This window comes from Rhodococcus sp. 14-2483-1-1 (assembly GCF_002259335.1).
Classification (GTDB): Bacteria; Actinomycetota; Actinomycetes; order Mycobacteriales; family Mycobacteriaceae; genus Rhodococcoides.
The window spans coordinates 298196-311606 of sequence record NZ_NPFX01000021.1; the positions used below are offsets into that span (position 1 = coordinate 298196).

Annotated in this window: 12 protein-coding genes and 1 other RNA gene; 7 read left to right on the plus strand and 6 right to left on the minus strand. The window is 65.1% G+C overall.

Annotated features, from left to right (window positions below; genetic code table 11):
- Positions 1-120 precede the first annotated feature (120 nt).
- Together CH294_RS19945 and CH294_RS19950 are read right to left on the minus strand one after the other, a co-directional pair.
- Positions 121-1371, minus strand: a complete 1251-nt coding sequence (locus CH294_RS19945; protein ID WP_094738895.1) for an SLC13 family permease — start codon at positions 1369-1371, stop codon at positions 121-123.
- Positions 1368-1892, minus strand: coding sequence for a DUF1697 domain-containing protein (locus tag CH294_RS19950; protein ID WP_094738896.1), 525 nt, complete (start codon positions 1890-1892; stop codon positions 1368-1370). The genes CH294_RS19945 and CH294_RS19950 overlap by 4 nt, the downstream gene beginning before the upstream one ends.
- A gap of 88 nt (positions 1893-1980) precedes the next feature.
- Here CH294_RS19950 and CH294_RS19955 point away from each other — a divergent pair, with 88 nt between their 5' ends.
- From CH294_RS19955 to CH294_RS19975, 5 genes are all read left to right on the plus strand, one after another.
- Positions 1981-2541 (plus strand): TetR/AcrR family transcriptional regulator, encoded by a 561-nt coding sequence (locus CH294_RS19955; RefSeq protein ID WP_094738983.1) that lies wholly within the window; start codon positions 1981-1983, stop codon positions 2539-2541.
- A complete protein-coding gene (locus tag CH294_RS19960) occupies positions 2538-3941 on the plus strand; it encodes an MFS transporter (protein WP_094738897.1) in 1404 nt (467 codons plus the stop codon). Before CH294_RS19955 ends, CH294_RS19960 begins: the two co-directional genes overlap by 4 nt.
- Positions 3942-3966: 25 nt before the next feature.
- Positions 3967-4408: RNase P RNA component class A (gene rnpB / locus CH294_RS19965), an RNA gene on the plus strand.
- 57 nt (positions 4409-4465) lie between these two features.
- Complete coding sequence (locus CH294_RS19970) at positions 4466-4648, plus strand: hypothetical protein (RefSeq protein WP_032379104.1); 183 nt, start codon at positions 4466-4468, stop codon at positions 4646-4648.
- 2 nt (positions 4649-4650) lie between these two features.
- Positions 4651-6081, plus strand: coding sequence for an RNB domain-containing ribonuclease (locus CH294_RS19975; protein ID WP_094738898.1), 1431 nt, complete (start codon positions 4651-4653; stop codon positions 6079-6081).
- On the opposite strand, the gene pip is transcribed toward CH294_RS19975, so the two are convergent.
- The 4 genes from pip to CH294_RS19995 all read right to left on the minus strand — a co-directional run bounded on the left by pip (position 6071) and on the right by CH294_RS19995 (position 10210).
- Complete coding sequence (pip, locus tag CH294_RS19980; RefSeq protein ID WP_032403908.1) at positions 6071-7027, minus strand: prolyl aminopeptidase; 957 nt, start codon at positions 7025-7027, stop codon at positions 6071-6073. The genes CH294_RS19975 and pip overlap by 11 nt on opposite strands.
- A gap of 1 nt (position 7028) precedes the next feature.
- Positions 7029-7478, minus strand: a complete 450-nt coding sequence (locus CH294_RS19985; protein ID WP_032379101.1) for a hypothetical protein — start codon at positions 7476-7478, stop codon at positions 7029-7031.
- A gap of 31 nt (positions 7479-7509) precedes the next feature.
- Positions 7510-8361: a 3-methyl-2-oxobutanoate hydroxymethyltransferase gene (gene panB, locus CH294_RS19990; RefSeq protein WP_032379100.1), complete on the minus strand. Its 852-nt coding sequence runs from the start codon at positions 8359-8361 to the stop codon at positions 7510-7512.
- Between the two features lie 118 nt (positions 8362-8479).
- Complete coding sequence (locus CH294_RS19995) at positions 8480-10210, minus strand: NAD+ synthase (protein ID WP_094738984.1); 1731 nt, start codon at positions 10208-10210, stop codon at positions 8480-8482.
- Positions 10211-10293: 83 nt separating this feature from the next.
- On the opposite strand from CH294_RS19995, the gene CH294_RS20000 reads away from it, so the two are divergent.
- Positions 10294-11862: an alpha/beta hydrolase gene (locus CH294_RS20000; RefSeq protein WP_094738985.1), complete on the plus strand. Its 1569-nt coding sequence runs from the start codon at positions 10294-10296 to the stop codon at positions 11860-11862.
- Positions 11863-11964: 102 nt separating this feature from the next.
- Positions 11965-13305, plus strand: a complete 1341-nt coding sequence (gene glnA, locus CH294_RS20005) for a type I glutamate--ammonia ligase (RefSeq protein WP_032379097.1) — start codon at positions 11965-11967, stop codon at positions 13303-13305.
- Positions 13306-13411: the final 106 nt, after the last annotated feature.

The following is a 13411-nucleotide window of genomic DNA, read 5'->3' on the forward strand; positions in this document are numbered from 1 at the left end:
ACTCGTGGGATACCGAGGCCGAAATTGCGTCGTCGATGTCATCCGAGTTGCCGACCCGCCCGAGCGCGGTGTGCTCGGACGACCTGTGCTCCCGGGGATGGCCGGATGGCACGACGAGGCTTAGATCTGCAACGCGAGCCACAGGCCCGCCACTGCGCCGATGATGGTCAGTGGAGTGGTGATGACGCCGAGAACGGTGAAGGTGCGCAGGTCTGCCGGCTCGTCGTTGGCCGATGCGACGCGTCGCCACAGCATGATCGCCAGCGACCCGACGTAGGTGAGGTTGGGGCCGAGGTTCACCCCGATCACCATGGCCAACAACAACGCTGGGGGAGCGTCGGCACCGAACGCGGCCAGTAGCAGCAGGGTCGCGGGCAGGTTGTTGACGATGTTCGACGCCACCGCCGCAATGGCAGCCGCGGCCAGCAGGGACACGAAGGTGGTGTCGGACGGCAGAATTCGCGCCAGCCAGTCGCCGATCGGGCCCGTCGTCACGCCGAGGACGACGATGCCGAGCAGAAAGACGAAGCCACAGAACGGCAGATCGGCACCGCGCAGAATGGCGCGAGGTGTGGTGTGCCGAGCTCGAAAAGCCGGGATCGCGAGCGCAATGGACCCCACCGCAGCCACCCAGAACGGTTCGATGTCGAACAGTCCCGCCACGGCGAAGCCGACGAGTGTCGCACCGAGGATGAGGAGCGTACTGCGAGGTGCGGGCACGTCGTCGGTGCTCTGCGCGGTCGGGGTGTCCGTCGGTGTCGCGGTGCCGGTCAGATCCTTGCGGAAGAAGATCAGGAACACCGCCAGTTCGATGGCGACCGCGAAGATCCACGGCAGTGCCATCAGGGCCGTGAAATGCAGGAAGGTCAGTCCGGTCGCAGCGAAGGCCAGCAGGTTGGTCAGATTGGACACCGGCAGCAGAGTCGACGCCGAATTGGACAGGTGCGCAGTGGCATAACTGTGCGGACGCGGCGACATCCCCAGGATGCGAGCGGCACCGATGATGGCCGGTGTCAGTAGAACCACGGTCGCGTCGAGGCTCAGTACGGCTGTGGTTGCCGCAGCAGCTGCGAACACGAGGGTGAGCAGTCTGCGGGGGCTGCCCTTGGATCCGCGTCGTAGCTTCGCGGCGATCCAGGTGAACACGCCGAGGGCATCCGACAGATGCGCCAGGATCAGGATGAACGCCAGAAAAACGACGGTGGGAGCGAGTTCGAGTACCTGCTCCCGAGCGGCGTCGAGGCTGACGAGCCCGACGAGAAGAACAACTGCTGCCGCTGGAAGTGCGGCGACGATTTCGGGGAGACCGCGCGGGCGAACGATGGCGAAGACGAGAACGGCGGCGACCAGTGCCGCAGCGAGAACGGTCACGCGAGAATTTTCACGAGAGTGCGAACGTTCCGTGTGGTGGTCGTGGCCTTGTACTTCGCCTTCGCCGTGGCTTTCCCGAACGTGCTGTCGGTGGTGTTGCCCTTGCGCACCTCCCAGTAGAGCACGCTGTTCCCCTCGGCAATCCTCTCGAGCTCGGGGTCGAGTTTTCCTGCAAGAGCGGACAATTCGGTCAAATGGGTATCGTCGCTACCGAACACCACATAAGGATGCCAGCCTTCCCGTTCGGCGTCGAACGGGTATGACTCCACCATCGCCCCCAGCGCTGGGACGTCGAGTACGACAACCCAGGCTTGGTAGCCGAACACCTCGGCGAGCGTGCTCTCGACTTGTGCCTTCAAAGCGGCAGCGCTCAGCGGCGACTGCAGCAGTACATTGCCGGTCGCCAGAATCGTGCGGACATTCGTGAAGCCGGCCGAGGCCAAAGCAGCACGGAGATCGACCATCTTGATGTTGATACCGCCGACGTTGATGCCGCGCAGCAACACGACCCATTCACTCATGGACAGAACTGTAGTGATGCGCTCGAGAAAACCATTGAAGTCAGTAGTTAGTAACCAGTAACTTGAAGGCATGGCGCAGCGAGGACGGATGACAGGCCCGCACCGACGGCAGCAAATACTGCGGATAGCGGCAGACGAATTCGCTTCGTCCGGACTGCACGGCGGTTCGACCGACAGGATCGCCCGCGAAGCAGGTATCACCCAGGCCTACATCTTTCGAATATTCGGAACCAAGAAGGCACTGTTCTCAGAACTGGTCGTCGCGTCCTTCGATCGGTTGGCGGACGGAATGCGCGAAGCTGCCGGAACGGACACCGGGCAACAGGCGTTGGCCGCGATGGGGGAGCGCTATTACTCCATGCTCGAGGATCGAACCTCACTCCTGCTTCAGCTGCAGGGGATCGCCGCGTGTGGCGACTCCGAGGTGAGGGACGCCGTTCGAGAGGCATTCGGCCGGATGTGGAACACCGTCGTAGAGGTCACCGGTCTCGACGCAGTGACCGTCAAGGCATTTCTGGCGTTCGGCATGCTGCTCAACAGTGGCGCGGCCATGCAGATTCATGAGGTCGACCAACCCTGGGCGAACGGAGTGGGCACTCGCATCCACGCCGGATTGTTCGACCACATCACCAGCGATACGAACCGATGACCGCGGACGCCGACGGCCGCGGAGAGCGCCTGTTGGTACCCGCGCTGGTGTTCGTCGGAGTGGTCGTCGCTGCTGTCGGTAGCCTCGGTGCCCCGCTGATCACCAGTGTCGCAACCACATTCGATGTCTCGCTGTCGAGTGCACAGTGGACGTTGACGCTGGCCTTGTTGACAGGCGCCGTGACCACGCCGCTGCTCGGTCGGCTGGGTTCCGGTCCGTATCGACGTGCGGCCATCCTCGTCACGCTCGCCGTCGTGTCGGTCGGCGGAGTTCTGACTGCACTGCCGCTGTCCTTCGCTTGGTTGCTCCTCGGCCGCGCGGCCCAGGGAGTGGGGCTGGCACTGACCTCGATGCTGATGGGTGTTGCACGAGATCATTTGTCCAGCAGTCGGTCTGGTTCCACCATCGCGCTGCTGTCGGTTGCATCGACCGCGGGTGTCGGTGTGGGCTACCCGATGTCCGGGTTTCTGACCGACCACGGTGGGATTCGCGCCGCCTACGGATTCGGTGCTGCACTGACGGTCATGGCGCTGGTGGTTGCTCTGAAGGTGATTCCACCCTCGCCGCAGAAGCGCTCGACTGGAATCGACGTTCCAGGTGCACTGCTGCTCGCGGTCGCCCTCTCCCTGGTGCTGATTCTTGTCAGTGAGACTGCGCTGTGGACGAGCCACCCATGGGCGGTGGGGACACTGGCCACAGTCGCGGTCGTCAGTGCGGGCATGTGGGTCCGCGTCGAACTCGAGAGCTCGGCACCGCTCGTCGATCTCCGGTTGCTCCGCCATCGAGCTGTGGTCGGTGCGAATGGAGCGATGTTTCTGGGCGGCATCGGCATGTATCTCCTGCTCACCATCGTGACGCGGTTCGCGCAGACGCCTGCCGGCGCCGGATACGGCTTCGGGCTCGACGCCTTCGCCGCCGGACTGGTCCTGGTTCCGTTCTCGGTGTTCGGGTTTCTTGCGGGCAAGCTGGTTCCCCGCGCATTACGTCGGGTGGGGTCTGCCCACGCTCTGACGTTCAGCGCGCTCGTCGTTGTGGGAGCCCTCGCCCTGTTCGCTGGAACCCGCACCAGCGTCCTGGAACTGTGTGCGGCGATGGCTGTTCTGGGCTTCGGCGTCGGTAGCTTCTCGGCTGCGCTGCCGGCCGTCGTTCTCTCCGTCGTACCTTCTGAGGAGACCTCGAGTGCAATGAGTATCACCCAGGTGGTGCGCAGTGTCGGATTCGCGTTCGGTAGTGCGATCGGTGGGCTCGTGTTGGGCACGGGGACCAGTGCAGGGTCCATCTTTCCCTCGGAGGGGGCCTACACGTCGGCAGCCTGGGTGGGCGCAGCCGTCACCGCTGCCGCGGCCGTCGTGAGTGCCACTGTTCTTCGTGGCCGGGCAGTCGCCGGACATCCGACGTGAGCCGGGTAGAGTACGCAACCGCGAACGAGTTGGCCGGACGGCTGCGGCTCGGAGGACCGGCGGATCAGTTCCGTCGCGCTTCGGGCCGAGGAAAGTCCGGACTCCACAGAGCAGGGCGGTTGTTAACGGCAACCCGAGGTGACTCGCGGGACAGTGCCACAGAAAACAGACCGCCTGCGGATCGGTTCTTCGGAATCGAACTGCAGGTCAGGGTGAAACGGTGCGGTAAGAGCGCACCAGCACCCCAGGTGACTGGGGTGGCTAGGTAAACCCCGCCCGGAGCAAGGTCGAAGGCTGCACCGCGCAAGGGGTGCAGCTGCGCAGGTGCTCGAGGGCTGCTCGCCCGAGCCTGCGGGTGGACTGCTCGAGGTACCCGGCAACGGTGTGCCCAGATGGATGGTCGTCGAAGTCGAACCTGCGAAAGCAGGAACGGCAGACAGGATCCGGCTTACAGGCCGACTCGTTCGCACTCACTTTTCTCGCAGTTCTCCTGCCGCGTCGCTCCATGGGGCACACTGGAAGTCATGACCGACGACGACACCTCCTGGTACTACGACATCAGCACCAAGCAGGTTGTGCAGGGCAAGGAGACCAACGCCCTCGACCGCATGGGCCCGTATCCGGACAAGGCCACCGCAGAGCAGGCGCTGAAGATCGCAGCCGCGCGCAACAAGGCCGCCGACTCCGACGACGACTGGAACAACTGACGGTGCTGCTCACCCGGCTGAGGGCTCCGAACTTCGATTTCGAGGCCATCAGATCCGAGTTCGGTCTGTCCGATGTCTTCGAGGCAGCGGTGTTGCGCGAAGCGCAGGACGCCCGAGATCTGCACGCCGACAACAGGATCGACCGCACCGACATTCCCTTCGTCACCATCGACCCGCCCGGCTCGAAAGACCTCGATCAAGCCGTCCACATCGAGAAGACGTCCAACGGATTGGTGGTGCACTACGCGATCGCCGACGTGGGTGCGCTGGTGATGCCGGGGGGAGCGCTCGACGTGGAAACCCGCCGACGTGGCCAGACGTTCTATCTGCCCGACGGATCTGTTCCGCTGCACCCACGCGAGCTGTCGGAGGGCTCCGGAAGCCTGTTGGAGGGACAGACTCGCTGCGCCGCGCTGTGGACCATCGAACTCGACGACGTCGGCGAAGCAGCTGCCTGGACGGTCACCCGCGCGCTGGTGCGATCTGTCGCCCGGCTGGACTACGCCGGAGTGCAAGCCGACGTCGACGCGGGAACTCCGCATCCCTCGATCGCCGCCTTGGCAGAATTCGGATCGCAACGGGCGAACGCGGCCAGACGCCGCGGAGCAATCGACATCACGCTGCCCGAGCAGGAAGTGGTGCCCGACGGGCCGGGCTGGCGGATCGTCCTGCAACCACGCACGGCGGTGGACGGTTGGAACGCCGAGGTATCGCTGTTGACGGGAATGTGCGCCGCCAGGATCATGCTCGACGCCGGCATCGGCATCGTTCGTACCCTTCCACCCGCCCCGGGCGAGGCCGTCGAAACCTTGAAGAGTACCGCTACTGCCCTCGGAATCGATTGGCCTGCTGGAGCATCTGCGGGCGCGGTACTGGCCGGCCTGCCCGCCGACGAGCCGTCGACACTGGCGATGATGAGCCAGGCGACCGGGTTGCTGCGCGGAGCGGACTACCTCGCGTTCGATCGCACGACCAGCGCTGCCGCCGGTGACGCAACGGTCGAGCATTCGGGAATCGGTGCGCCGTACGCCCACGTGACAGCACCGCTGCGACGGCTGTCCGATCGCTTCGCCACCGAGGTATGCCTGGCCGTCGTAGCCGGATCGGCGGTGCCGGAATGGGCGACGCAGGCCCTACCCGAGCTACCGGCGATCATGCGTGGATCCGATTCTGCAGCGTCGAAGGTCGACCGTGCATGCGTAGACCTCACCGAGGCACACGTACTGAAAGATCGAGTGGGCGAGACATTCGATGCGGTCGTACTTCGCGGTGCCGAGGGCAAGCGAGATGCCGAGGTACTCGTGTCGGATCCCATCGTCATCGGCAAGTGCGACGGCGAACCTCCTGCGGGGGAGTCGGTGACGGTCCGGTTGACCCAGGCCGACACCGACTCGCGCAGGATCGCTTTCGGCTACGCGCCCGTCACGGCCTGAAGCGGTCGGTCGCCTCGACGAGGTGGTGCACGATGCCCGGCTCGGCCGCTGAGTGCCCTGCATCGTCGACGATCACCAGATCTGCACTGGGCCATGCTTTGTGCAGGGCCCACGCACTCGTTGCGGGGCACACGACGTCGTAGCGGCCCTGCACGATGACGCCCGGAATGTCGCCGAGCAGGTGCGCGTCGCGCAGCAATTGATCTTCGTCGAGAAAGGCATGGTTTCGGAAGTAGTGGTTCTCGATGCCGGCGAATGCGCGCGCAAATCGGGGGTCCGAATTGTCCTGCACTGCATCCGGTTTCGGCAGCAAGTAGCTGGTGGCTGCCTCCCAGGAGGACCACGCCACCGCGGCCCTCGTCGCTACCTCTGTGTCCTCGGACATCAGCTGTCGGTGATACGCCTCGACGAGATTGCCGTCGCGCTCGCTCTCCGGAATGGGCGCGAGGAACTGCTCCCACAGATCGGGGAAGATGTTGCCGGCACCGCCGCCGTAGTACCAGTCGATCTCCGACGGCCGTACGAGAAAGATTCCTCGGAGGATCAGTCCGCGCACGCGATCGCGGTGCGACTGGGCGTACGCCAGTGACAGAGTCGAGCCCCACGAACCGCCGAACACCAACCACGTGTCGATGCCCAGATGCTCCCGGAGCTTTTCCATGTCCGAGATCAACCGATCGGTGGTGTTGACCGACAGATCGGCACCGTCGGCGATGTGCGGGGTCGACTGCCCGCAACCCCGCTGATCGAACAACACGATCCGATAGGCCTTCGGATCGAAGTAGCGCCGCTGCAACGGATTGGTGGCACCGCCCGGACCGCCGTGCACGAATACCACCGGCGCACCGTCGGGATTGCCCGATGTTTCCCAGTAGATCCGTTGGCCGTCGCCGACATCGAGGTGGCCGGTCTCGGTGGGGTCGATCTCGGGGTAGAGAGAACGCATCCTAGAAGCCCACCAGACCCGACGCCAGGTCCGGAATGTCGAGCGAACGGATGGCCTCGTCTCGAACGTCCGAACACGTTTCCTTCGTGACGTCGTCGACGATCGCTCGGTTCTGCACCACCTGCAGGTTGATGACGCCACTCTGCGCCGCCCACGTCTGCACCAGAATGTTCAACCCGCCGCGGCCGAGCGTGGGCCCCTGCACGCGCCAATTGGACAGCTGCGCTTCCAGATCGGTGCACAACTGCTGCTTCTGGGCATCGGTGATCACCGCTTCCGCGGGAGTCGTGGTGACCGTAGTGGTCGGCGCGACCGTTGTCGTCGAGGACGACGAACCGGTGTTGGTGGTGTCGGTGCTGCAGGCGCCCACGAGAGTGAGCAGCGCAGCCGCACCGGCCAGTGCGACTGCGCTTCTACCTGCGATGGACGTAGTACCCCGTCTGGTTGTCATGGCCTCGAGTGTGCCATCCGAACCGGAAAGATCAGTAGCTGTGTTCGGGTCCGGGGAACACGCCCGAGCGCACCTCGGACAGGTACGTGGTTGCCGCAGTGCGCAGTGAGTCGCCGACGTCGGCGAACTTCTTGACGAACTTCGCGGTTTTGCCGTTGGTGTATCCGGCCATGTCCTGCCACACCAGGACCTGTGCGTCGCATTCGTTGCCCGCGCCGATGCCGACCGTGGGAATCGTCAGCTTTCGGGTGACCTGACCGGCGATGTCGGCGGGAACCATCTCCATGACGACGGCGAACGCACCGGCCTCCTGAACCGCGATTGCGTCGGCCACCAGCTGCTCGGACGCGTCGCCGCGGCCCTGCACCCGGAAGCCGCCGAGGGTGTTGACACTCTGCGGGGTGAAGCCCACGTGGGCCATCACCGGAATACCCGCAGCGGTGATGGCGGCGATCTGCCCGGCGACGCGCTCGCCGCCTTCGAGCTTGACCGCGCCTGCGAGGCCTTCCTTCATGAACCGAACTGCGGTCTCGAGAGCCTGCTGCGGTGAGGCCTCGTAGGTGCCGAAGGGCAGGTCGGCTACAACGAGAGCGTGCGGCGCACCGCGGACGACTCCGCGGACCAGCGGAAGCAGTTCGTCGACCGTGATCGGGACGGTGGTGTCGTAGCCGTAGACGACGTTCGCTGCGGAATCGCCGACGAGGAGCACCGGAACACCGGCTTCCTCGAAAATGCGCGCACTGGAGTAGTCGTACGCGGTGAGCATTCCCCAGCGCTCACCCTCTGCCTTCATCTGCAGCAGGTGATGGGTGCGGGTCTTGCGGGTCAAACCGGTGGCGGGTACGTCCTGAGAAGAGCCGCCGTACACAGCAGTTTCGGACATCTTTGTCCCTTTCTGGTCCTCGAGGCCCGCTCGGCGGGTCCCCGGGATGGGGTGTGATGACATCGAGAAGTCTGCCACCGCGCACGACCTGCCGGAGCGCTCCGGGCAGTGCAATTCGTCACACTCGATCGGGTTCCGCGTAGTCCCGCCATCCGTTGGTGATCGGCATCCGGCGATCGCGCCCGAAGGCGCGCGAGGTGACCTTGCTGCCGATCGGATACTGACGCCGCTTGTACTCCGACGCATCGACCTTGCGGAGAATATCCGCGACCACCACCGCGTCGAAACCGGCCGCGACGATGTCGTCGAACCCCTGATCGTTGTCGACGTACCTGAACAGGATCGCGTCGAGTTCGTCGTAGTCGGGCAACGAGTCGGTGTCGAGCTGCCCCGGTCTGAGCTCGGCGGACGGCGGCTTGTCGATGCTCGATTCGGGGATAGGAGGAATGTCTCCGCGGTCGGCAGCGGACTTGTTCCGCCACCGCGCCAACTCCCACACGAGCGACTTCGGTACGTCCTTGATCGGCGCGAAGCCGCCGACCGCATCGCCGTAGATGGTCGAATAGCCAACGGCCAGTTCGGATTTGTTGCCGGTGGCCAGAACCAGATGGCCGAATGTGTTCGACAGTGCCATCAGTGTCATGCCGCGGCAGCGCGCCTGAATGTTCTCCTCGGCCAGTCCGGTCAGGTGCAGCTGGTCGACGAAGGAGGCGACCATGTCGGCAATGGGCTCGACGCTGAAGTGGATACCGGTGCGCGACGCAAGATCTTCTGCATCGGTGCGGGAGTGACCCGAGGAGTACGTCGACGGCATCGCGACGGCGTGCACTGCATCGCTACCGAGGGCGTCGACGGCGATGGCCGCAACCACCGCCGAGTCGATCCCACCCGACAGTCCCAGAGTCACCGAACGAAAGCCGTTCTTGTGCACATAGTCTCGCAAGCCGGTCACCAGAGCGCCCCACACCTGTTCCTCCGCGCAGGCAACGTCGGAGAGGAACGGCTCGGCTCGCTGCCAGCCGGTGATCGCGACGTCGGGAAGCGGTACCCGATCGATGCTCCAACCGGGTACAGCTTCGGCGTTCGGACGTGGATCGGTGGGCGCGTCCACGTCGACGATCAGCAGATGCTCGACGAATTGCGGGGAGCGTCCCCACGTGGAACCGTCGGGACCGATGACGAAGCTCGCCCCGTCGAACACCAGCTCGTCCTGTCCGCCGACCACGTTCACGTAGGCGATCGGGACGCCGATCTCGTTGGCCCGGCGCGCGGCGATGGAGTGCCGTACCTCGTTCTTGCCCTGCTCGAAGGGGCTGGCGTTGAGGCAGAGCAACATGTCGACACCCGCTGCCCCGTAGGCCGCTACCGGCCCGCCTGACTGCCAGATATCCTCGCAGACAACAACTCCGAGCCTGAGCTCGTTCACCTCGACGATGCTCAAGCGCGATCCGGGAGCGAAATAGCGGGCCTCGTCGAACACTCGGTAGGTGGGGAGGGAGTGCTTGTCGTAGCGAGTTGTCACCCGTCCGTCGACGATCACCGCGGCGCTGTTCCGCGAGCCCTCGGCATCGCGATCGAGGTAGCCCACCACCACGATGCGGTCGCCGCATCCGGCGGCATCGAGCGCAGTGGCCAATTCGGTGAGTGCTCGGGCGGATGCGGCGGCGAACGACGGCCGCAGAGCCAGATCCTCGACCGGGTATCCCGTCAGAGCCATCTCGGGAAACAGCACCACGTTGGCACCGTCGTGAGCGGCGCGGACCGTCCACTCGACGATTGCGGCGGAGTTCGCCGCGAGATCGCCGACGACGGAGTTCGTCTGGGCAAGGGCGAGTCGGAGGGCCTGCACCACGTAGACGCTAGTGCTCGGCGGCCGTCCCTGCCGGGCAGCGAGAATGGAGTGTGGTCGGAAAGACCTGGCACGATCGTGCCATGAGAACGCGCACCAGGAACACGGCCGTGGCGCTGTCCGCAGTTGCCGTGTTGCTCGCAGGCTGCTCCGGCTCCGAGCCCACCGCCGCACCGGAGTCCTCCGCCGGGCCCGAGGCATCATCGCCGGCATCGGTTGCCGGTCCGGTTCCCGCAGGTCTCGAGGCGTTCTACAACCAGACTCTCCAGTGGGAGTCCTGCGATCGGTACAACACCGACGGTAGCGAGCTGGGCGACTCCGTCGAGTGCGCGATGGTCACCGTGCCGCTCGACTACGCCGATCCCGCGGGCACGACCATCGAGGTCGCCATATCCCGGACCCGGGCGGCAGGCGAGAAGATCGGATCGATCCTGATGAACCCCGGCGGTCCCGGCTCGTCGGGTTTGTATCTGGCCACGCAGGCAGACGGCACCGCCGTTGCGGACCGCTTCGATCGCGTCGGGTTCGATCCTCGCGGAATCGGGGCCTCCGAACCCGAAGTGCGCTGTCTGACGTCCGAGGAGGTCGACGAGGAACGCCGCGAGCCGGACGTCGACGTCAGCCCCGAGGGCATCGCGGCCACCGAGGCCGAGCATCGGGACTATGCCGCCCAGTGCGTCGACCGCACCGGAGCCGATGTGCTCGAGCACGTCGGCACCAGGGAAGTGGTGCGCGACATGGACGTCATCCGGGCAGTTCTGGGGGACGAGAAGCTGACCTACGTCGGCTACTCCTACGGCACTCGCATCGGCACCGCGTACGCCGAGGAATTCCCGTCGAACGTTCGGGCGATGGTGCTCGACGGTGCGCTCGACCCCGATCAGTCACCCGTCGACGAGGCAGTCGCCCAGGGCGCGGCGTTCCAGACCGCGTTCGATCAGTTCGCCGCCGACTGCGCACAGACCGACACCTGCCCGCTCGGAACCGATCCGGCTCGAGCTGTCGCACAGTTTCGATCCTTGGTCGACCCACTGATCGACCGGCCCGCCGAGACGACCGATCCACGTGGCCTCAGTTACGACGACGCGATCACCGGGGCTCAGCAGGCTCTGTACTCGCAGCAGCTGTGGCGGCTGCTGCGGGCGGGATTGAACGAACTACGCGACGGTCGAGGCGATACCTTGCTCCGTCTCGCCGACACCTACTCCGGGCGGCTGGAGGACGGTAGCTACACCAACATCGACGACGCGTTCAATGCCGTCCGATGTGTGGACGGACCGCCGACCACGGACCGAGCAGCGGCCGACGAGGCCGACGCCAGGTTCCGCGCCGCCGCGCCGTATCTGGACGACGGCCGAGCCACGGGCAACGCGCCGCTCGACCTGTGCGCGTTCTGGCCGGTGCCGAATACGAGCGACCCGCACATCGTCGATGTCGAGGGCCTGCCGACGCTGGTGGTGGTGTCGACGACCAACGATCCGGCCACTCCGTATCAGGCCGGAGTGGAACTGGCTGCGCAGCTGCGAGGCAATCTCGTGACCTACGACGGCACCCAGCACACGGTGGCGTTCTCGGGCGTGGGCTGCATCGACGATCCGCTGGTGAATTACCTCGTCGATCTGGTCCCGCCGGGTGACGGATTGCGCTGCTGACCTGCTACCTCACCTGCCGCGATGTGGGCAGAGAGTTTCACGAAGTGAGACTGAATTCACGATGTAACACAGATTTAACTCCGTTTGCTTACTCTCGCGTTCATGGATCGTCAAAAGGAATTCGTGCTCCGGACTCTCGAAGAGCGCGACATTCGTTTCGTCCGCCTCTGGTTCACCGACGTCCTCGGGTATCTGAAATCGGTGGCCATCGCCCCAGCCGAGCTCGAAGGGGCGTTCGACGAGGGGATCGGCTTCGACGGTAGTGCCATCGAAGGGTTCGCTCGAGTCTCCGAGGCCGACACCGTCGCCAAGCCCGATCCCTCGACGTTCCAGATCCTGCCGTGGTCCACCAGCAAGGGCCACCAGCACTCGGCGCGGATGTTCTGCGACATCGCCATGCCCGACGGTTCGCCGTCCTGGGCCGACTCTCGCCACGTGCTGCGTCGCCAGTTGAGCAAAGCCGCAGACCTCGGATTCAGCTGCTACGTGCACCCCGAGATCGAGTTCTTTCTGCTCAAGGATGCCCCGCAGGACGGCTCACCGCCGACCCCTGCCGACAACGGCGGTTACTTCGACCAGGCCGTGCACGATTCGGCCCCGAACTTCCGCAGGCACGCCATCGATGCGCTCGAGTCGATGGGCATCTCGGTCGAATTCAGCCACCACGAGGCCGCGCCAGGACAGCAGGAGATCGATCTGCGGTACGCCGACGCGCTGTCGATGGCCGACAACATCATGACCTTCCGCTATGTGGTCAAGGAAGTCGCCATCGAGGAGGGTGTGCGTGCGACGTTCATGCCCAAGCCGTTCAGCGACCAGGCCGGCTCGGCGATGCACACACACATGAGCCTTTTCGAGGGCGACGCCAACGCCTTCCACAACCCGGACGACCCGATGCAGCTCTCGGAAACCGGCAAGTCTTTCATCGCAGGCATCCTCGAGCACGCCAACGAGATCAGCGCCGTGACCAACCAGTGGGTCAACTCCTACAAGCGTCTGGTGCGCGGCGGCGAGGCACCGACCGCCGCATCGTGGGGACCGGCCAACCGCTCGGCCTTGATCCGCGTGCCGATGTACACCCCGAACAAGGCTTCGTCTCGGCGCGTCGAGATTCGCAGCCCCGACTCGGCCTGCAACCCGTACCTCGCCTTCGCGGTGCTGCTCGCGGCCGGTCTTCGCGGAATCGAGAAGGGGTACACCCTGCCGCCCGAGGCCGAGGAAGACGTGTGGGCACTGACGTCCGCCGAGCGTCGCGCCATGGGATACAAGGAACTGCCGGGCAATCTCGATCAGGCGTTGAACGCGATGGAAGGGTCCGAACTGGTCGCAGAAGCGCTGGGCGAGCACGTGTTCGACTTCTTCCTGCGCAACAAGCGTCGTGAGTGGGAGGAATACCGCAGCCACGTCACGCCGTACGAGCTGAAGGCCTACCTGGGTCTGTAGAGCAGCGGGGTCTTTTGACAGACCGGCGTCGTCATGGGCTACGTTCTACTCGATCGTGAATGTAGTTCCGATGCCGGCGCGGGCACCCTCGCGTCGCATTACCGAC

What these genes read in the sequence shown, in the direction of transcription:
- CH294_RS19950 (WP_094738896.1), bottom strand. Translation starts at nt 1,892, where the DNA reads ATGAGTGAATGGGTCGTGTTGCTGCGCGGCATCAACGTCGGCGGTATC.
- CH294_RS19955 (WP_094738983.1), top strand. Translation starts at nt 1,981, where the DNA reads ATGACAGGCCCGCACCGACGGCAGCAAATACTGCGGATAGCGGCAGAC.
- CH294_RS19960 (WP_094738897.1), top strand. Translation starts at nt 2,538, where the DNA reads ATGACCGCGGACGCCGACGGCCGCGGAGAGCGCCTGTTGGTACCCGCG.
- CH294_RS19970 (WP_032379104.1), top strand. Translation starts at nt 4,466, where the DNA reads ATGACCGACGACGACACCTCCTGGTACTACGACATCAGCACCAAGCAG.
- pip (WP_032403908.1), bottom strand. Translation starts at nt 7,027, where the DNA reads ATGCGTTCTCTCTACCCCGAGATCGACCCCACCGAGACCGGCCACCTC.
- CH294_RS19985 (WP_032379101.1), bottom strand. Translation starts at nt 7,478, where the DNA reads ATGACAACCAGACGGGGTACTACGTCCATCGCAGGTAGAAGCGCAGTC.
- panB (WP_032379100.1), bottom strand. Translation starts at nt 8,361, where the DNA reads ATGTCCGAAACTGCTGTGTACGGCGGCTCTTCTCAGGACGTACCCGCC.
- CH294_RS20000 (WP_094738985.1), top strand. Translation starts at nt 10,294, where the DNA reads ATGAGAACGCGCACCAGGAACACGGCCGTGGCGCTGTCCGCAGTTGCC.
- glnA (WP_032379097.1), top strand. Translation starts at nt 11,965, where the DNA reads ATGGATCGTCAAAAGGAATTCGTGCTCCGGACTCTCGAAGAGCGCGAC.